Below are 20,887 nucleotides of genomic sequence, written 5' to 3'. Positions count from 1 at the left end.
TATTTTTAATTGCCGGAGCTGGTTGTTTCTAGAACAAAAAAGACTCAACAAACATCTTCCGTTTATTGAGCCCTTTATAATATTGCTTCTTCGTTTATATGGTTGTACACCGCAACTTTATTTCTTCCCATTCTCTTAGCGCCAATATACATAGCTCGATCAGCATGACGGATTAATTCATTTGGTTCTTCACAATGTTCTGGATAAGAAGATACACCTATACTTGCCGTCACATTGACTTCTACCGGATTACTATGAGGTAATATGTGCTGGTAGACGGTAAAAGAAGTACCACCTATACTTAATCGAATCCCTTCTGCAACATGTAATGCTTTCGTTAAATCAGAGTCAGGTAAGAAGATAATAAATTCTTCCCCACCATATCGGGATACATATCCCAGCGTTCCTATCATTTCTTTCAACCGAACAGCCGTCTCTTTAAGTATTTCGTTCCCTGCTTCATGGCCATATGTGTCATTAACCTTTTTAAAGTGATCTAAGTCAACGATAAGCATTGAGCAGTGGAGTGAAGTTAAGAGTTCATCATTTACATTAAAATGTTCATCAAGCACTTTATCTAAGTATCGATAATTGTATAATTTAGTTAAACCATCTTTTTCACTTTCAGCTTTTGTCAATTCATAGTGCTTAGCATTCTCAATTGCTACCCCAAGGTAATTGGTTAAAATATCAGCAATTCGATGATGTGTCTTATCATATGCTTTTTCCTTTTTAGACACAATCGTTACGACACCAATAATTTCTTCTCCATACTCAATAGGTAAAGACAATACACTTTCTGCTTCTTCAGGGATAATCGGGTTCTTTATATCTTCCCATTCCCTTGAGTTTTTATATAAAATAGAAGTTCTTGATGAAAAGACCCTTCCACTAAAGGCTTCATCCCTTTTAACATACTCATGAGAAACCTCTAATTGATTACTAGCATCAAAATAGCGAACTAGTTTCAATTTATCATTGCTAGTAATGTAAATATAAGCATAGTCTACAGGCATTAATTGAACCATCTCGCGCATGAAAACATCATATACTTCTGAAACCTCTAGCTTCTGTGCTAATCGATGTCCAACTTCTCCTGTTTTCTTTAAATATTTATTAATCTCTTGATATGAATATAATAGTTTTAAAATGATTGAGATACTTATAAAAGGAACGCTCAGGAAGAAGATAGCAGCATTCCCAATCTCAGAATATAAAATGTATAAAACAAAACCTACTGGAATTATTAATAAAGACGAAGTAAATTCCCATTTAAGACTTTTATCAAATAGTTTTTCTTTTATTCCTAGGAAAGTTCGTTGTACGATCTTTATAATTGCCTGATTAAAGATAAAAATAGATATAGCGTATCCAGTCATTGCGAATAATTCTGCTTCATTTTGATAATGTATTAAGTCATTCCTACCACCTAATAGACTGTAGACTTCTGCAGACAGCATAGAGACAACAGTAAACATCAAAATGTTAAGGGGAATCCGGTAAATTCCTTTTTTGCCAACCCTTAATTTTGCCATAACCATAATAATTGCTACAAAACTTAAAATGATTTCGACAAATAAGCCAAACGTTAAAAAGATAGCAATACTTATACCATTTATAAAGAAGATAGACGTATTATTAATAGTTAAAGGAAAAAGTGCAACGATACACATAAACACAGCAAATAGAAGGATGTCTAAAAATTGCCCTTCTATATTTAGGTAATAATGCTCATATGAAATCCACAACAAAATTGGCCATGTTATAAGCCAAATCAACCAAACTGAGTAGAGCTTCCATTTAGCAATCATTGGTTTCCCCTTCCATTCCCTTTTAACCTATTATGCAAGCCATATGTCTATTACAAAAATTTCTGATAATAATACTAAAATTGTACCATAAGTCCTATTTTTTTACAAAATATTTCCTTATTTTTCCGATAAAATTTAAAGAACCTGTAAAAAAATGCAACTCATTGTTATTTTTGTTCACTATCTCCCTTACAACCTGCTTCCAGTCCGAATTTATTTTAATCTTATTTTCCCCATCAATCTGTAAGTCTTCTAATTTTATTGCTCTTGGATGATCAAATGTAGTAACCGTAATAGAATCAAAGTGTGGGAGACATAGTTTTAACATCTCCATTAATTCTTTGTCCTTAAAACCAGAAAAAATGAGATGTTTCGTTTTTTCCTCATCGTTTTCTTGTACTGTGTCAATAAATGCTTGAATACCTGCTATATTATGGGCACCATCTATGATCACTCTTGGATTAGTACTTATCTCTTCATATCTACCTGGGATTCTCGTTTCTTTAAACCCTTCTAGACATTTTTCAATAGTTAATGATAGTCCCTTATCTTTTAGGGCGAATAGCACCATCATGGCTAAAGAAGCATTTTTAATTTGGTAGACTCCGTTCAACATAATCTTGATATCGATTTTTTGATCCTGATGGAACCATTCAAACGATTGCGAATCAGAGGTGGTTTCTATGCTTTCAACAGAAAAATCCTTATGGAATTCAAAAAGCGGTGCTTGGTTTTTATCCGCCTCTTGATGGACAACTGTAAGTGCCTCTTTCGATAAATCTCCAATTACAACTGGTACTTTGGGTTTAATTATTCCTGCTTTGTGTGACGCAATTTCAGTAATTGAATCACCTAAAAATGCTGTATGATCCCTATCAACTGTCGTAATGACCGAACATATTGGTGTAAAACAGTTGGTTGTATCTTCTTTTCCACCCATGCCAGCTTCAATAAGTGCAATATCTACACAGTCCTTAAAATACATAAACGCTATAACCGTAATAATTTCAAACTCGGTAGGATGGTTTTCTTGCCTATCCAACTCCTCAATATGAGGAAGTAATTGATTAAATAAGTTTAAAAAGACTTCTTCTGCAATTTCTCCATCATTGGTTTGAATATGTCCAAGTACTCCATTCAAGCTCGGTGACGAAAACACTCCCACTCTTAATTCATTTTTCATCAATGCATGACGCAAAAATTGAATAGTTGAGCCTTTCCCGTTTGTTCCTGCAATATGTACTCCATTGATCTTCTGTTGTGGATTTCCGACATTTTTTAATAAAAACATCATTCTTTCTAATCCTGGTTTAATACCGAACTTGTACCGATTATTAAAAAACGATTCTACTTGTTTTATATTTTCTATCATTACTTAACCAACTTTCTTCATTGGATAGTTTTCTTATTAATGTCCTTACGATAAAATGAGTATAGCATATAGGGAAAGGAAATCGTCAATTGAATAAAACAGGTTGGATTATATATAACGGAAGTCTCTCTGGAGATAAATTTATAGACTTTGCAGAAATGCTTTATAAAGCAGCAGTTGATAGAAACCATACGGCTAAGATTATTAAAAATAATGAATTATCAACGATGCTAACGAAAGATTCGTTAACGATAGAAGCTGAAACAGATGTAGAATTGCCAGACTATGTTATTTTTACTGACAAGGACTTATATTTAGCGAGGCAATTGGAGTTATTAGGTGTCCCAGTTTTTAATAGTGCTAAAACAATAGAGATAAGCGATGATAAAATTACTACTTATCAATATTTAGCAAAAGAGAAATTGCCAATACCAAAAACAATCGTTGCTCCTAAAGTTTTTGTGCGAAACAATAACATTTCAAACTATATTAATCTAAATCAAATTGTTGAAACGCTAGGTATGCCTATCATTGTAAAAGAGGCATTCGGTTCCTTTGGAGAACAAGTATATTTAATAGAAACGATGGAAGAACTACGGGAAAAAGTTGACCAATTATATGGAAAAGCGTTCATGTTCCAAGAATTCATCTCTTCAAGCTATGGAACAGATTTGCGTCTGCAAGTGGTGGGAGATGAAGTTGTGGCTGCTATGAAACGGACTTCAAACGATGACTTTAGAGCTAATATTACAGCAGGAGCGACAATGGAAGCGTACACCCCGACTGAAGAAGAAATATCATTAGCTGTCAGAGCTGCAAAAGCGATTGGTGCCGACTTTTCTGGAGTCGACCTCCTATTTGGACCTGACAATAAGCCAATAATTTGTGAGATTAACTCAAATGCTCATATTCGAAATTTACTAGATGCAACAGGGATCAATGCAGCAGATTTTATGATTTCATATGCAGAACGAGTAATTAATGGAGGACTTATTCGTGAATAAAGAAGGTTGGATTATATATCAAGAGCAAGATGCCATTGAGAATGAATCCTATATTAACTGGTTTATTGAAGAAGCTGAAAAACAACAACTATCCCTTAAACTCGTCCTAAGAGAAAACATTCAATTCGGTATTAAAAATAATAACCTCACTCTAAGCTCTAGTCTAGAAACTGCAATGCCTGACTTTGCCATCGTTCGTACGATTGAACCTTTATTAAATTTACAGCTTGAACAATTAGGCGTAGCTGTCTATAACTCATCAACAATTGCATCGATTTGTAATCATAAAGGACGAACACATTTTGAGGTAAACAAGCTGAACATTCCGATGGTCGACACTTATTTTTATAAAAGGGAACTACTTTTAAATCCACCATTAAAATTTCCATTTGTCATAAAAGAAGCAAGTGGCCGTGGGGGAAAACAAGTATATTTCATACAAAATGAGGACGACTGGAAAAATTGTATTGCCTCTATATCTACTACCGATGTCATTGTACAAGATTCCAATGTTCAATTAGGGAAGGATTTGCGCGTCTTTGTCGTGGGAAAAATTATTATTGGTGCCGTTTTACGTGAATCGAGCAACGATTTTCGCGCAAACTTCAAACTTGGTGGAACTGCTAGATTGTACGAGCTAAATAGCCAAGAAAAAGAAATCATAGAAAAAATCGTTCATCATTTTGAATTTGGCATGGTTGGTATTGATTTCTTATTAGATTCAGATGGAAATTTATTATTCAACGAGATTGAAGATGTTGTTGGATCCAGAACTTTAAGCCATGTAAGTGATATTAATATAGTAGAAAAATATGTGGAACATATTAAAAGGAATTGTTAGTGCTTAGGGGATTTTTTCCTAAATGAAAAAGCCGGATTTCCCACACAAGGAAATCCGGCTTTTGTTCTGGGTAGGAAATTATAAAATTTATCTCCAAGGATAACTTACATGAAAGTATGTCCTCGTCCAGCTCCAGCGCCCAGCGACTAGTGAAAGTACTTTAAAGAAATGTCTCTTTGCACATACGTCGCTAACTGGGCACTAGCACTTTTGTATTTACCCTTTTAATTCAGTTAATCTTGCTTTTACTTTTGCTTGTTTATCTAGATAATCTTTCTCTTTTTTCTTCTCTTCTTCTACAACTGCTTCAGGTGCTTTTTTAACAAAACCTTCATTGCCTAGTTTTTTCTGAACTCTCTCTACTTCTTTCGTCCACTTATCAAGTTCTTTTTCTAAACGAGCAATTTCTTTATCGAAATCTATTAATCCTTCTAGAGGTAGGAATAATTCTGCACCAGTTACAACTGCAGTCATCGCTTTATCAGGAGCAGATATTGATTCACTAATTGTTAACTTGCTTGGATTACAGAAGCGCTCTAGATACCCTCTGTTTTCTTCTAGCTCACCAACAATTTCCTCATTTTCTGCTTGAATTAATAGTTCAATTTGCTTCGACATTGGTGTATCTACTTCTGAACGAATATTACGTACAGATTTAATAATAGAAACAAGTTGAGCCATTTGATTAGCGGCTTTTTCGTCATGGAATTCCGTGCGAACTTCTGGCCATGATGCAACCGTAATAGACTCTCCTTCATGCGGAAGCTTTTGCCAAATTTCCTCGGTAATAAATGGCATGTACGGGTGTAGTAGGCGCATCGTCTGATCTAGTACATAAGCTAAAACAGAACGAGTTGTTTTCTTTTGCTCCTCATCGTCACCATATAGAGGTAGTTTAGCCATTTCAATATACCAATCACAGAACTCATCCCAGATAAAGTTATATAGATGGCGACCTGCCTCACCAAACTCATATTTATTGGAGTTTTTAGTTACTTGCTCAATCGTTTCATTCAATCGAGTAAGAATCCATTTATCAGCTAGTGATTTTTCACCTGATAAATCAATATCTTCATAACGGAAACCTTCCATATTCATTAAACAGAAACGAGAAGCATTCCAGATCTTATTGGCAAAATTCCAAGTAGATTCAACTTTTTCCCAATAGAAACGTAAATCTTGACCTGGTGTTGATCCAGTTAATAAGAAATAACGTAACGAATCTGCACCATATTTTTCAATAACATCCATTGGGTCCACACCATTCCCAAGGGATTTACTCATTTTACGTCCTTCAGAGTCTCGAATTAATCCATGTAGTAGTACATCTTTAAATGGTTTTTCATCCATGAACTCTTTTGATTGGAAAATCATTCGTGCTACCCAGAAGAAAATAATGTCGTAGCCTGTTACAAGTACGTCCGTTGGGAAATAACGTTTTAGGTCTTCTGAATCCTCATCAGGCCAGCCCATTGTAGAAAATGGCCATAATGCACTGGAGAACCATGTGTCTAGTACGTCTACATCTTGCTCCCAGTTTTCAATATCCTCTGGTGCTTCTCTTCCAACGTAAACTTCTTTTGTTTCCTTATGATACCAAGCTGGAATACGATGGCCCCACCATAATTGACGGGAAATACACCAATCTCGAATATTTTCCATCCAGTTTAAATAGGTTCTTTCAAAACGTTCAGGAACGAAATTAACTCGTTCATCCCCTTCTTGCATCTCCACTACAGCATCAGCAAGTGGTTGCATTTTTACAAACCATTGTGTAGAAAGATACGGTTCCACTACTGCACCACTACGTTCAGAATGGCCTACTTGGTGGGTATGATCTTCTATCTCGAAAAGTACACTTAGATCTTGAAGGTCTTTGACAATTTGTTTTCTACATTCAAAACGATCTAGCCCTTCATATTTCCCAGCATTTTCATTCATTGTTCCATCTTCATGCATTACTAACACACGTTTTAAATTGTGACGGTTACCAATTTCAAAATCATTTGGGTCATGTGCTGGAGTGATTTTCACTGCACCTGAACCAAACTCCATATCTACATAGTCATCTGCAACTATTTCAATTTCACGTCCTACAATTGGAAGAACAACTGTTTTTCCAATTAGATGTTGATAACGCTCATCTTTTGGATGAACAGCTACTGCCGTATCCCCTAGCATTGTTTCTGGGCGAGTAGTTGCAATTTCAATCGTTTCATCACTATCTTTAATAGGATATCGCATATGATAGAATTTTCCTTGTACTTCTTCATAGATAACCTCGATATCCGATAAAGCCGTCTTGGTTTGTGGATCCCAGTTGATAATGTATTCGCCACGGTAGATTAAACCTTTTTCATATAACGTAACAAATACTTCACGAACTGCTTTTGATAAACCTTCATCTAACGTAAATCGCTCTCTTGAGTAATCTACCCCAAGCCCAAGCTTTTCCCACTGCTGACGAATGAAATCTGCATATTCTTCTTTCCATTCCCAAGCAGTATCAAGAAACTTTTCACGCCCAAGGTCATATCGACTTTTCCCTTGTTCTTTTAGTTTCGCTTCAACTTTTGCTTGTGTTGCAATTCCGGCATGGTCCATACCAGGAAGCCATAACACATCATACCCTTGCATTCGTTTCATACGAGAAATCGTATCTTGCATCGCTGTATCCCATGCATGGCCTAAATGAAGTTTCCCCGTTACATTTGGTGGTGGAATTACAATCGAGAACGGTTCTTTCTCTGGATCGCCAGTTGCTTCGAAAAATTTTCCATCAACCCAGTATTTGTACCTTCCCTCTTCAACTGCCTTAGGATCATACTTTGGTGGTAACGCATTGTTTTGTTCTGACATAAAAATACCTCCTCTAAATTTATGTAAAACCATGTGTAGATTTTTTTGTGGACCCTTTCCTGAACCAGTGAGTGCTGTGACTACCTTTTTAACATCAAAAAACCCTTTTCATCCTAATTAAAGGACGAAAAGGGTATAGTTTCCGTGGTACCACCTTTGTTTACAAGACAGAAAAATCTTGTACACTCAATGTCTGATAACGGTCAGGAACCGGCATTCTCCTACTACATGTTCAAAGAAGCTGCATCAAGGGCGACCTTCCAAAACTTTCATTCCTAGGAAACTTTCAGCTCATGGTTTCCCTCTCTGAAGGCGATTGTTTCGTACTCTTCCCTATCATCGCATTTCATTTAAATTGTTATTGTCTTATTTTAGCCAATAATACCGAGAAAATCAACTATTATTATATAATTGCACCAAAAATCATGGTTTATACATATAGTATTGTAGATGCACTACATTGGTGAGGGGTATTTTTATCAATTTTACATTAGAAAGGATGACATATATGGCAAGATATTATCGTTATAAGATTCCACCATGGGCTAGAAAATGCATTATCGTAGCTGAGCGAGTAACATTGCCAATCCTAATCTTTCAGGCGATAAGAACGTTGCTCATTCCAACCACATTGGATATTTTAATAACTGCACTTTTAGTCGGATTATTTTTTGCTTTTTATTTAGAATGGATTTAGCTTTCTAGATCCTCTAGATCGATCATTTCATACTTTTCTTCAACATAAGCCGAAAATTGAAGACCAAACATTAATTGTCTATGTACTTGTTGAAGTTGTTGGGTTTGATGAACCATTGATTTTTTCGTTGCACCTTGTTCGTACTGTTCAACTAGATCAAAATATGGTTTCAGGTCCAATAAATAGATGATTAGTAAAAATAACTCATCCTCATCTAAGCTATTTTCATCGGTATATATATCAAATTTATCGAGTAATGGTTTTGCTTCACGGTCGTAATGCTGAGCATATTGATTCATAAAATAATACAAATCGATGATAGGGTTATTTAACGAAGCATATTCCCAGTTAATGATCATGGTTTGATTACTGCTTAAAATATGGGATGGATGGAGTCTACCGTGACATAGACTATACTTCCATTCCTCTTTTTCATCCAATGTTTCCACAAACTGCCCTAATCTTTGTTTTAGTATTCGATTAACCTGAACTAAATCCCGGTACTGCGTACATACTAACAATTCAAAAGGAGACATGTATCGCTTTTGCTCAAATTGTTCCACATAATAGAGTAATTTCTTCTCAATAGATTCACAAGTTGTTTGATAGGATTGAAACTGTTTTTTTATAGAAGGACCTTTAATGGATTGGGTGCGTTTGGTTTTCGCATGGATGTGACCAATACTACGAAATGCTGCACCTAATTGTGGAATTTCACGAGTTTCATTAATCCATGGCATAACATAATAAAAATAATCGCCTTTTGGTTCATATAATTTTTGTTGATTCGTTAAATATACTGGGAGAATGTCCGTAAAATTATTTTGATAGGCCTGATGATACACATATTCCCAATTTCTTAAGGTTTCCGACGTTAACTTGCTGCGTTTGACCGCATACTCCGACTGATAATCCTTTACATAATATAAGGAGTTTGTGATTGGTTGTATATCATGTGGATATATACCATAGGATTTTAATACTTCCCTTATTAACTCCACCAGTTACCACTCCTTTTAACTCATGAAAGTGAGTTACCCCTTGATATGATTCAAGGGGTAACCATCTAGTTTACTTTTTTATGATATGGGATGTACAGAAGCTGCCCAGCCGAAACATCATCAGAATCTAATTTATTTTGACTGGTTATTTGTAATGTAGTCGTTTCATAACGTTCAGCAATGCTCTCCAATGTATCATTTTCTTGAACAATACAGAGACGCATTTTCGTATACCTTTCTTCTTCCTCTTCTTCACCTCTGAACAATTTAGAAAGGAAATTCAATCCTTTCACTTTCTCTGAACTACTTTCAGAACTCTCATCATCATCAGTATCAGGTGAATCGTTATATTCTACTGATGGTGATGGACTCGGTGATTCATAAAACACATCGGGCGATTCATTTGGTGATTCATTATCCTGCTCTTCATTGTCCTTGTTAAAAAACTCACTGAGTGTCTGAGTTTCTTTATATTTCCAGCGGCCCTTCTCTTCAGGACTTTCCGATGATTCTTCTTCAACATAATCATCTTGTAAACTAGGAATATTCGTATTGAGCGATTCACTAGATTCGACTTCATCATTTTCCTTTTTGATTTCGAATTCAAAGGACTCTTCTGCTCTTTCTGATGATAATGGTTCTGATTCGGACTCAGGCTCTAATTCAACAGCATCAGCACTCGCATCATTTTCTTCGGTAGTCTCCGTATAACGAGGCTCCTCTACTTGATCGCTGATTCCATGTATCTCAATGGTTGATTTCAGCTGCAATTGATTGGATGCTGGCAATTCATAATCAAATTCCGTAATCATCACGGATACATCATTCAAATCATCAACTCGATAAGATGGAATAGAAATTTCTACAGGAAAACGGTGAGAAAACACAGCACCACCACTTCCTCCATCCTCTACTCTTTCCATATATCGTTTTGCTTGATATCCCTCAGAAAAGAATGATTCTTCATCCGAATCACTTGTATCATACTGTGCCATCAAATAGGACCCTTGTAGTTCAACAACACCCCTAATCGAAATATAATCATTAAATGGTTGAATGGATATTTCTGGATCTAACGAAATTCCTACTATCTCTTCGACTTCCTGTCCCTTTTCAAAAAATAGAGACTCATTTAATTCAAAACTAAATACAGACTGTTCATTGGACAAGTGACTTCCTCCCTTCAACATATAAAATTCATATGCCCCATATGTCTTAATTATCTATATGAACTTAGGTGGGAGGATATGCTAATTTTATTAGCCTCACCAGACGACTATTCATGTCTAAATCGAAATATTTCCATTTTTTTCAATATAGAATATAATAGACTTGTACACTAAAAGAAAAGTTGAGAGCGCCCGCTTGGCGACGTAAGGACAAAGAAGTAATTCTTTGAAGTGCCTTCGCTAGTCGCAGGCGCTCGGATGCTAGACATCTCTGAAATTTTGTACATTCTTATCTTTAAAAGAAAGGAAGTGAGTTGTGCTGCCGGTACCGTTTAAAGAACGCACCCCATCAAAAGAATTAATCACGATGGAATTATTAAATCAAAGAAAACAATTAGCCACAAAGGACAAACATCATTATCTAAATTTAAAAAAAGGCTATGAAGGAGAGGTGAAATTTGATAAGTTAACAGAAAAACTGCAGTGTAAATGTCTTATACTAAATGATTTGTTGCTTGAAGCGAACAATACTACCTTCCAGCTAGACTCGACAATCATCTTAAATGGAAAACCATTTATTTATGAAATAAAGAACTTTGATGAAGATTATTATTATAATTCTGACAAGCTCTATAAGAAACCAAACCTAGAAGTTCTTAACCCTTTGCATCAAATTAGCAGAAGTGAATCACTACTACGGAGATTACTTAACAACCTCGGATACAATCTTCCAATTGAATCTTTCGTTATTTTCATCAATTCCAATTTCACGTTATATCAAGCCCCAATGGATAAACCAATTATCCTTCCAACTCAAATCAATCGATTCTTAAATAATTTGAATTCAACTACTTCACAGATAACCGAAAGAGACCTTAAATTAGCTCATCAATTAAAGTCACTTCATATCACTGATCCAAAGTATGACAAAATACCACCCTATCATTTTGATGAATTATATAAAGGAATAGCCTGCAAATACTGTCAGTCAATTTCTACTGAACTAATTCGTAGAACAATCGTCTGTCAAAATTGTGGTGGGAAAGAACTGTATTCAAATGCTATTATAAGGTCAGTAAGAGAATTTCAAGTTTTATTTCCGGATAGAAAGGTTACTACTAATATTATTCACGATTGGTGTCAGATAGTATCTAAGAAGATGGTTAGGACGACTTTAGTTAATAACTTTAAAATGATTGGTGAAAATAAATGGATATATTTTGAATAAGACAAAAAGTCCATCACTTGTTTGATGGACTTTTTGTGTTTTTGGTAAATTCATTAATTTAAGGCAAGGTAAGGTTCTCTCGATTACCGTAGAGGTGACAGTATTTGGTCTACGGGCATCGAGAGCGTCTATCGATTACCCTAGTACCTCCAACTCTCGTCCTTCCGGCATTGAGAGGCACTATCGGTTACCGTAGTACCTCCAACTCCCACGCTTCCGGCATCGGGAGGCTTTATCGATTACCGTAGTACCTCCAACTCCCACGCTTCCGGCATCGAGAGCCTCTATCGGTTACCGTAGAACTCACAACTCTCGTCCTTCCGGCATCGAGAGGCACTATCGATTACCCAAGAACACACTACTCCCGCTCTTCCGGCATCGAGAGGCACTATCGATTACCGAAGAACTCACAACACCCGCTCTTCCGGCATCGAGAGGCACTATCGGTTACTGTAGAACCGACAACACCCACGCTTCCGGCATCGAGACAACCTTTCGATTACCGTAGAACCACTAACTCCCGCTCTTCCGGCATCGAGAGGCACTATCGATTACCGTAGTACCACCAACTCTCCCACTTCCGGCATCGAAACACCTTATCGATTACCCTAGAACCAACAACACCCGCTCTTCCGGCATCGAGAGACCTTATCGATTACCATAGAACACACTACTCCCGCTCTTCCGGCATCGAGACAACCTTTCGATTACTGTAGAACCTACTACTCTCGCTCTTCCGGCATCGAGAGGCACTATCGATTACCGTAGTACCTCCAACTCCCGCGCTTCCGGCATCGAGAGGCACTATCGATTACCGTTGAACTCACAACACCCGCCCTTTCGGCATCGAGAGGCACTATCGATTACCGTAGAACCACCAACTCTCTCGCTTCCGGCATCGAGACAACCTTTCGATTACCCTAGAACCACTAACTCCCGCGCTTCCGGCATCGAGAGGCACTATCGATTACCCTAGAACACACCACTCCCGCTCTTCCGGCATCGAGAGGCACTATCGATTACCCTAGAACACACTACTCCCGCTCTTCCGGCATCGAGAGCCTCTATCGGTTACCGTTGAACTCACAACTCTCGTCCTTCCGGCATCAAGAGGCATTTTCGATTACTGTAGAACCTACTACTCTCGCTCTTCCGGCATCGAGAGGCACTATCGATTACCGTAGTACCACCAACTCTCCCACTTCCGGCAACGAGAGGCACTATCGATTACCGAAGAGCTCACAACACCAGCTCTTCCGGCATCGAGAGCCTCTATCGGTTACCGTAGTACCTCCAACTCCCGCTCTTCCGGCATCGAGAGGCCCTTTCGATTACCGTAGAACCACTAACTCCCGCTCTTCCGGCATCGAGAGCATCTATCGGTTACCGTAGAACTTACAACTCTCGTCCTTCCGGCATCGAGACAACCTTTCGATTACCCTAGAACTCACAATACCCGCTCTTCCGGCATCGAGACAACCTTTCAATTACCCTAGTACCTCCAACTCCCGCTCTTCCGGCATCGAGAGGCACTATCGATTACCGTAGAACCACCAACTCCCGCTCTTCCGGCATCGAGAGACCCTATCGATTACCCTAGTACCTCCAATACCCCCGCTTCCGGCATCAAGAACATTCCCAAATACCCCGAGACGAAAAAAACCCACCACAGTAAAACTGCAGCAGGCTTTCACGATACCGTTTATTTAATTTTAGCAAATGTGTTCTTCACTGCTTGGATTGTTTTTTCGATATCCTCGTCTGTATGCTTAGTAGAAAGGAAAAGACCTTCGAATTGAGACGGTGGTAAAAATACGCCTTCTTCAATCATTCCACGATAGTATTGTGAGAAGTGATCGAGATTCGATTTTTGTGCTGTTTCATAGTTGATTACTGGCTCACTAGAGAAGAACACCCCAACCATGGATCCTGCACGATTTATTTGTAATGGTATATTAAACTCCTCAGATGCTTGCGTAAATCCTTCAATTAGCTTTTCAACTTTTTGATTGATTTCTTCATAAGATTGTTCGGATAAAGCAGTCAAAGTCTCATACCCAGCTGTCATCGCTAATGGATTCCCAGATAATGTTCCTGCTTGATAAATTGGGCCTGTTGGAGCAACTCTTTCCATGATTTCACGTTTTCCTCCATATGCACCAACTGGTAAACCACCACCAATAACTTTTCCTAAACAAGTTAAATCAGGGGTAACACCAAAATGGCCTTGGGCACAATTATAGCCAACACGGAAGCCAGTCATTACTTCATCAAAAATTAGTACGGTACCATTTTCTTCAGTAATTGTACGTAACTCTTGAAGGAAGTCATTTTGTGGTGGAACAACACCCATATTACCAGAAACAGGTTCCACAATAACGGCTGCAATATCCTCACCAAATTGTTCAAATGCAAAACGAACACTTTCCACGTCATTATATGGAACGGTAATGGTATTTTGAGCAATTGATTCTGGCACTCCTGGACTATCAGGTAACCCTAGTGTTGCAACACCAGAACCAGCTTTAATAAGTAAAGAGTCCCCATGACCGTGATAGTTTCCTTCAAATTTAAGGATTTTATCTCGTCCTGTATATCCGCGAGCGAGACGTAACGCACTCATTGTTGCTTCTGTTCCGGAGTTAACCATACGTACCATTTCAATCGAAGGTACTCGGTCAATAACAAGTTGTGCTAATTTATTCTCGATCAAGGATGGTGCCCCAAAGCTTGTTCCTTTTGCAGCAACTTCTTGTAATTTACTTACAACACGGTCGTCTGCGTGTCCTAAGATTAGAGGTCCCCAACTCAATACATAATCAATGTATTCATTCCCATCGATATCATAGATTTTAGAACCTTTTCCACTCTCCATAAAAATCGGTGACATACCTACAGATTTAAATGCACGCACAGGTGAGTTTACTCCACCCGGCATTAAATCAACGGCTTCTTTGTATGCATCAATTGATTGATCAAAGTTCTTCATTATTTTCACCTCACCTATTATTATTCAGCTAACCATTTAGCAACATCTTTAGCAAAATACGTAATAATTAAATCAGAACCTGCTCTCTTCATCGCAGTTAATTTTTCCAAAACAAGTTCTTTTTCACTAATCCACCCATTTTGTGCTGCAGCTTTTACCATGGAATATTCGCCACTTACATTATAAGCAACGACTGGCACATTAAAGTTATTACGGACATCACGTACGATATCTAGGTATGACAATGCAGGTTTTACGATTAGAAAATCTGCCCCTTCTTCTACGTCTGACTCTGCTTCTCGTAGTGCTTCTAGACGATTGGCTGGGTCCATTTGATATGTTTTACGATCTCCGAATTGAGGAGTACTATCTGCCGCATCACGGAATGGACCATAAAATGCAGAGGCATATTTAACGGCATAGGACATGATTGGGATGTTCGTATACCCCGCCTCATCTAGCGCTTCACGAATGACGGCAACAAATCCATCCATCATATTAGAAGGTGCAATAATATCTGCGCCAGCTTCTGCTTGCGATACAGCTGTTTTCGCTAAAAGCTTCAATGATTCGTCGTTGTCGACATCATGATTATGAATGACACCACAGTGACCGTGTGACGTATATTCACATAAACAAGTGTCCGCAACAACAAGCATATCTGGAAACTCTTTTTTAATAAGACGAGTTGCTTGTTGAATCATTCCTGTCTCCACATATGCACCAGTTCCCACTTCATCCTTATCGTTCGGTACACCAAATAGAATTACAGCTTTAATTCCTAAGTCATAAACTTCTTGTACTTCTTCTTTAAATAAATCTAGAGAAACTTGAAAAACTCCTGGCATCGAAGGAACTTCATTTTTAATGTTTTCCCCTTCAATGACAAACATCGGATAAATAAAATCTTCCACGCGAAGATGATTTTCCCTAACTAATGATCGCATTGCATTAGAAGAACGCAAACGACGATGACGTTTAAATTCTACATTACTCATGGCAATCTAACTCCTCTTATTAAAATTAATCATTGCTTCTATCATACCATCCACTGTAAATGTATCAGCAACTAGAATTCGCTCAAAACCTACTTGCTTCGCCTTTGCCTCTGTTGTCGTTCCAATACAGACAATTACAGGGTCATTGTTTATGTACGTCTGACCGTGTGATTTTACAAAAGCCTCAACAGTTGACGGACTAGTAAATGTTATAAAATCAAATGAATGGGTATTAAGTGCTTCCATTAACTTCGATTCTATATTATGAACCGTTTCATAGACCTCAATAGAATCATAGTTCACGTTTCTCTTTGTAAAAAATTCTGGGAGGACATCTCTCGACCGATTTCCGCGCACTAATAAAATCGTACCAGGTTCTGGATATTCTGTTAAGAAAGTATCCGTCATAGAATCTGCCGTGTATTGCTCGGGCAAAAAGTGAACATTGAATCCATATTGCTGAATTGCTTCTTCGGTTTTATTCCCAACAGCAGCAATCCGAACAGACTTCATTAAGGAAAGAGCACTTTTATCTAGGTTTTTAAAGAAGCAATGAACCCCATTTGTACTCGTGAAAAAAATCCATTGATAGTTTTGAATATCAATATATTCTTTCGGTTCCATACATTCAATTTTCAAAAGGGGAACCTCAATTGGAATGCCACCTTCTGCTTTCACTTTTTCCGTAAATACTTTCGCTTGACTTTTTTCCCTTGTGATCAGGACTTTTTTCTCCAATAATCGGGAGGACATTACTGGTCCAACTCCGCTTTCACTTTTTCTACAATATCTTTTGCCCCTTGAGCAATAAGTTTGTCTGCAGCTTCCTTTCCTACTGTTTCAGGATCTTCACCGCGAACAACTTCTTTTAAAATCGTTTTTCCATCTGGAGTTCCGACCAATGCTGTTAGTACAACGTCATCGTTCTCAAGATACGCGTATCCACCAATTGGAACTTGGCAACCACCTTCTAATAAATGAAGGAAAGTACGTTCTGCCTTTACTGTTTTCGTTGTTTGCCCGTCATTGATTTTTGATAATAGCTCAATCAACTCATGATCGTCTTCACGACACTCGATTGCTAATGCACCTTGGCCAACTGCTGGGACACATACTTCTGGTTCAAGATATTCGGTAATTAATTCTTCACTTAACCCAACACGCTTTAATCCAGAAACCGCTAAAATAATTGCATCATAGTCTTCTTCTTGTAATTTGCGGATTCTCGTTTCAATGTTTCCACGAATCCATTTAATCTCCACATCCGGTCGTGCTGCTAAAATTTGAGCACCTCTTCTTAGACTACTTGTTCCAACAATTGCACCTTCACGAAGGTAACTTAGAGGAACATTTCCTTTTGAAATAAAAGCATCTCGGTGATCTTCACGGACAGGAATGGTTGAGATCACTAAGCCTTCTGGAAGTACAGCTGGCATATCCTTCATACTATGTACAGCAAAATCAATTTCCTTGTCATACATGGCTTGCTCGATTTCTTTTACGAACAATCCTTTACCACCAACTTTAGATAACGTCACATCAAGGATTTTATCGCCTTTTGTAACAATTTTCTTTACTTCAAATTCATTTTGAACGCCGGCTTCTTTTAATTGATTAATAACCCAATCCGTTTGTGTTAAAGCCAAATTACTTTTTCTAGAACCAACAACTATTTTTCTCATACTATATCCTCCTAGAAATTAAAAATGAAAATTCGATAACATATTAAATAAAAAGAAATTGATTAATAAAAATAAAAATGCACCAGAATTATAGATCGCTATGGATTTCCCTCGGTATCCGGTAATTAATCTCAAGATCAAATACCCAATATATACCAATAATACTAGTATCGACCCAATCGTCTTTAAATCAAACCAATAAAATTCCTCATTTGACGTAAACGCCCAAACAAATCCTAAAATGATACCAATTAAAAGCAGTGGTACACCAATCGTGATGGACGTGAATGACAATTGATCTAATCGTTGAAGGTCACCAAACCTCCATATCCATTTTAAGCCTTTTTTCTCTTTTAAGAAATAATATTGTATTAAGTACATCACAGAAAAGATGAAAGAGAATGTAAAGAAACCATAGGAAAGGATGGTAATCATCACATGAGTAATGATGATTTCATGGACTAATTGCGACCCATTATTCACATGGATCCCCTGATTTGCACTCGTCAATATATGAAGCAACAAGATAAAAAAGCTAAATAAATTGGTAAAAAATACGATAAAATATACTTTGAAAATTTTATTGATAATAAGTGAAAAAATGACGAGTATCCAACTATAAAAAAATAAGCTATCCGTTAATGTTGCAACAGGAAAACTATTTTCGATAAATATTTGCAGGCATAAAAAAATGGTTTGAAGGACCCAAACCATACTAAGTAACCAGAAGGCAACTCGATTTGCCTTCCGGTTTTGTTGAATAAAATCAATAAAATATCCAATCAAACTTAGTCCATATATGAATAATATAAGTTCATATAACCACTTGGTTTCAAGCATAGAGTAACCTCTCTTGAAAAAACTAGCCTTACATACAAAAATCGTTCTTACTAATAATCACTTCTACAAAGTAGAATTTATCTAGTAGCAAGCTTTTCCATTAAAGGAATAAAACCATGTTCTTGTTTTGCAAACTCAATGATTGTGTCATTCTTTAGGGCTTGCTTTTCGATTTCTTTCTTCAGTTCTTCATTTATACCAAAGATTTCCACAAACAATTGTAACGCATGCTCTGAATGATCACTAACAGCTAATTCCTTAGCTTGATTGATCGGCTCTTTAATTAATTGGTTCACAATACTTTTCGTATGCTTGTTTAGCACCTTTTTCTCTCGTTCTGTTAAATCAGGCATTTTACGTTCAATACTCTTCATCGTTTCTGATTGAATCGTTAACGCCTTCTGTCTAAGGGCGGAGATAACAGGCACCACACCTAGCGTTTTTATCCATTCATTAAAAGCAACAATTTCACTTTCAATCATAAGTTCAATTTCTTCTGCTGCTTTCTTGCGTACTTCTAAGTTTTCATCAACGATATTTTGTAAATCATCAATATCATATAAGAAGACATTATCTAGCTCACTAATAGCAGGATCTAAGTCACGTGGAACAGCAATATCGACTAAGAATAATGCCCTTCCTTTACGTTGTTTTTGAATTGGCGATAACATTTCCTTAGAAATCACCGTACTATTTGAGCCAGTTGAACTTATTAAAATGTCTGCTTGTGCTAACATCGCATCCAAGTTCTCGATTTTTTCAGCTTTTGCATTAAACTTCTCTGCTAAAGCAACCGCATTTTCATAAGTACGATTAATTACGGTAATATTTGTCGCACCAGATCCTTGAAGGTTTTTTGCAGCCAATTCACCCATTTTACCTGCTCCAAGAATCACAACATGTTTATTGTTCAATGAACTAAAGATTTTCTTCGCTAACTCTACAGCAGCGTAACTAACGGATACTGCATGTTCACCAATCGCTGTTTCCTTTTGTGACCGTTTAGCAAATGTAACAGCTTGCTTAAACAATTCGTTGAAAACAGTACCGGTTCCTTGTGTTTGCTGAGACGTTAAGAATGATTGCTTTACTTGACCTAGTATTTGGGTTTCGCCCAATACCATCGAATCAAGTCCAGCTGTAACACGAAATAGATGCTCTAAGGCACCATCTGCTTCTCTTATTTGTAAAAATGTAGAAAATTCATCTTTATCAATGTTAAACCAATCGGCTAAAAACTGTTTAATATAATAACGCCCCGTGTGCAATTGGTCGACTACGGCATATATTTCCGTACGATTACACGTTGAAACAATAACGTTTTCTAAGATGCTTTTCTGCTCTTTTAGAGTAGCCATTGCTTCTTCTAAAGATGACTCATCGAACGTTAGTTTTTCTCTAATTTCTACTGGAGCTGTTTTATAATTTAAACCAACATTTAGTATATGCACCGTATCTCTCCTCTTACAAAACTTGGCCCCTTGCCAAGAATTTTTGGCAAATGCCAAAGTAGTTTCTTAGTAAAAATAATGTTTTACTAAGAGCAACAGAGGTTCAAATAATTTTTGAACTCACATTCATAACTATAGTATTCCACTTACTATTCTAACATAGCTTTTCCATCCAATAATTTTAATTTGTGAACATAATTTGAAATAATATGATAGGATAATACGTATAGAAAAATGTTCATACAATTCGATTGTACTCTATCATAATTGTCTAAATGAATCAAGGAATCCACAGCCTTGTCGAAATGGGGGAATGAAATGAAAAAGCAATATTCTTTTTTAGGTTATTTATTAGTTGGTTTCGGTTTGTATTTCCTCCTACGGGAATTGAAAATACCGATTTTGACTGATTTTTATTCTTGGACTACCTTACTCATAATTCTTGGGGTCGTCCTACTCGTTCATGGATATAAGTCCTCTGATTTCAACAATCTGTTTGCTGGAACCTTCTTATTAGGATTAGGAATTCACTTCCATGGTCTCAGACATTATAGCTTTTGGATTGAACATTGGGCCGTATATTTGTTGCTGATTGGTATTGCGTTTATTGTTCGATCGTTAAAGTCAAAAAAAGGTCTATTGTTAGGGATTAGTTTAAGCAGTTTAGCCATTCTTATGATCTTTTCGACGAAACTCCCGGATACTTTTCCTTGGGTATACGATATTATTCATATTATTGACCGCTTTTGGCCAATCGCCCTTATTATTATTGGTATTTATTTTATAAAATCAAAAAAATGAAGCCTAGCTTGGTTCAGTAGAAACAGATCCAAGCTATGTCACACAAGGAAGAGGCTGGGACAAAAGTATTTTAATAAAGCACAAACCCGAACAATGTTATGTTTGTTAAAAATCATCGCTACGGAAATATACTTCGCTTTCCGT

At 37.1% G+C, this 20,887-nt stretch carries 16 protein-coding genes and 1 other annotated feature; of the genes, 5 read left to right on the top strand and 11 right to left on the bottom strand.

The features are described 5' to 3' along the window. Positions 1-74 precede the first annotated feature (74 nt). Together BUB12_RS02590 and BUB12_RS02585 are read right to left on the bottom strand one after the other, a co-directional pair. The gene (locus tag BUB12_RS02590; RefSeq protein ID WP_084063200.1) at positions 75-1,811 is read right to left on the bottom strand and encodes a sensor domain-containing diguanylate cyclase; all 1,737 of its coding nucleotides are present in this window, start codon (positions 1,809-1,811) and stop codon (positions 75-77) included. A 94-nt stretch (positions 1,812-1,905) separates the two neighbouring features. Beyond that, positions 1,906-3,183, bottom strand: a complete 1,278-nt coding sequence (locus BUB12_RS02585; protein ID WP_072887715.1) for a bifunctional folylpolyglutamate synthase/dihydrofolate synthase — start codon at positions 3,181-3,183, stop codon at positions 1,906-1,908. A gap of 89 nt (positions 3,184-3,272) precedes the next feature. On the opposite strand from BUB12_RS02585, the gene BUB12_RS02580 reads away from it, so the two are divergent. Both BUB12_RS02580 and BUB12_RS02575 read left to right on the top strand, forming a co-directional pair. Beyond that, entirely contained in the window at positions 3,273-4,187 is a 915-nt protein-coding gene (locus BUB12_RS02580; RefSeq protein ID WP_072887713.1) for an ATP-grasp domain-containing protein, read from the top strand. Then, positions 4,180-5,028, top strand: a complete 849-nt coding sequence (locus BUB12_RS02575) for an ATP-grasp domain-containing protein (RefSeq protein ID WP_234982543.1) — start codon at positions 4,180-4,182, stop codon at positions 5,026-5,028. Before BUB12_RS02580 ends, BUB12_RS02575 begins: the two co-directional genes overlap by 8 nt. Before the next feature lie 216 nt (positions 5,029-5,244). Here BUB12_RS02575 and BUB12_RS02570 read toward each other — a convergent pair whose 3' ends face one another. Then, positions 5,245-7,887: a valine--tRNA ligase gene (locus BUB12_RS02570; RefSeq protein WP_072887710.1), complete on the bottom strand. Its 2,643-nt coding sequence runs from the start codon at positions 7,885-7,887 to the stop codon at positions 5,245-5,247. Between the two features lie 117 nt (positions 7,888-8,004). Further along, positions 8,005-8,236 (bottom strand) — a binding site (T-box leader). Between the two features lie 159 nt (positions 8,237-8,395). Between BUB12_RS02570 and BUB12_RS02565 the strand changes: the two genes are divergently transcribed. After that, positions 8,396-8,584 (top strand): hypothetical protein, encoded by a 189-nt coding sequence (locus tag BUB12_RS02565; RefSeq protein ID WP_072887708.1) that lies wholly within the window; start codon positions 8,396-8,398, stop codon positions 8,582-8,584. Here BUB12_RS02565 and BUB12_RS02560 read toward each other — a convergent pair. Together BUB12_RS02560 and spoVID are read right to left on the bottom strand one after the other, a co-directional pair. Continuing rightward, positions 8,581-9,585, bottom strand: a complete 1,005-nt coding sequence (locus BUB12_RS02560; protein ID WP_072887707.1) for a phosphotransferase — start codon at positions 9,583-9,585, stop codon at positions 8,581-8,583. The two genes, BUB12_RS02565 and BUB12_RS02560, sit on opposite strands and share 4 nt — an antisense overlap. A 65-nt stretch (positions 9,586-9,650) precedes the next feature. Next, positions 9,651-10,754, bottom strand: a complete 1,104-nt coding sequence (gene spoVID, locus BUB12_RS02555) for a stage VI sporulation protein D (RefSeq protein WP_072887706.1) — start codon at positions 10,752-10,754, stop codon at positions 9,651-9,653. A 316-nt stretch (positions 10,755-11,070) separates the two neighbouring features. On the opposite strand from spoVID, the gene BUB12_RS02550 reads away from it, so the two are divergent. Then, positions 11,071-11,982, top strand: coding sequence for a nuclease-related domain-containing protein (locus BUB12_RS02550; RefSeq protein ID WP_234982541.1), 912 nt, complete (start codon positions 11,071-11,073; stop codon positions 11,980-11,982). 1,702 nt (positions 11,983-13,684) lie between these two features. On the opposite strand, the gene hemL is transcribed toward BUB12_RS02550, so the two are convergent. From hemL to hemA, 6 genes are all read right to left on the bottom strand, one after another. Further along, positions 13,685-14,971 carry a glutamate-1-semialdehyde 2,1-aminomutase gene (gene hemL, locus BUB12_RS02545; protein ID WP_072887705.1) on the bottom strand — a complete coding sequence of 429 codons (1,287 nt, stop codon included), beginning with the start codon at positions 14,969-14,971 and terminating at the stop codon, positions 13,685-13,687. 20 nt (positions 14,972-14,991) lie between these two features. Further along, positions 14,992-15,969: a porphobilinogen synthase gene (gene hemB, locus BUB12_RS02540; protein ID WP_072887703.1), complete on the bottom strand. Its 978-nt coding sequence runs from the start codon at positions 15,967-15,969 to the stop codon at positions 14,992-14,994. Between the two features lie 6 nt (positions 15,970-15,975). Next, positions 15,976-16,707, bottom strand: coding sequence for a uroporphyrinogen-III synthase (locus BUB12_RS02535; RefSeq protein ID WP_234982539.1), 732 nt, complete (start codon positions 16,705-16,707; stop codon positions 15,976-15,978). Positions 16,708-16,721: 14 nt separating this feature from the next. Further along, positions 16,722-17,651, bottom strand: coding sequence for a hydroxymethylbilane synthase (gene hemC, locus BUB12_RS02530; protein ID WP_072887700.1), 930 nt, complete (start codon positions 17,649-17,651; stop codon positions 16,722-16,724). An 18-nt stretch (positions 17,652-17,669) separates the two neighbouring features. Continuing rightward, complete coding sequence (locus tag BUB12_RS02525; protein WP_072887698.1) at positions 17,670-18,491, bottom strand: cytochrome C assembly family protein; 822 nt, start codon at positions 18,489-18,491, stop codon at positions 17,670-17,672. Positions 18,492-18,568: 77 nt separating this feature from the next. Next, positions 18,569-19,942, bottom strand: a complete 1,374-nt coding sequence (gene hemA, locus BUB12_RS02520) for a glutamyl-tRNA reductase (protein ID WP_072887697.1) — start codon at positions 19,940-19,942, stop codon at positions 18,569-18,571. A gap of 318 nt (positions 19,943-20,260) precedes the next feature. Here hemA and BUB12_RS02515 point away from each other — a divergent pair, with 318 nt between their 5' ends. Beyond that, positions 20,261-20,743, top strand: coding sequence for a LiaI-LiaF-like domain-containing protein (locus BUB12_RS02515; RefSeq protein ID WP_072887695.1), 483 nt, complete (start codon positions 20,261-20,263; stop codon positions 20,741-20,743). Positions 20,744-20,887 lie beyond the last annotated feature (144 nt).

This window comes from Ornithinibacillus halophilus (assembly GCF_900129485.1).
GTDB classification, from domain to species: domain Bacteria; phylum Bacillota; class Bacilli; order Bacillales; family Amphibacillaceae; genus Ornithinibacillus; species Ornithinibacillus halophilus.
This window is presented reverse-complemented; position numbering and strand designations above follow the sequence as displayed.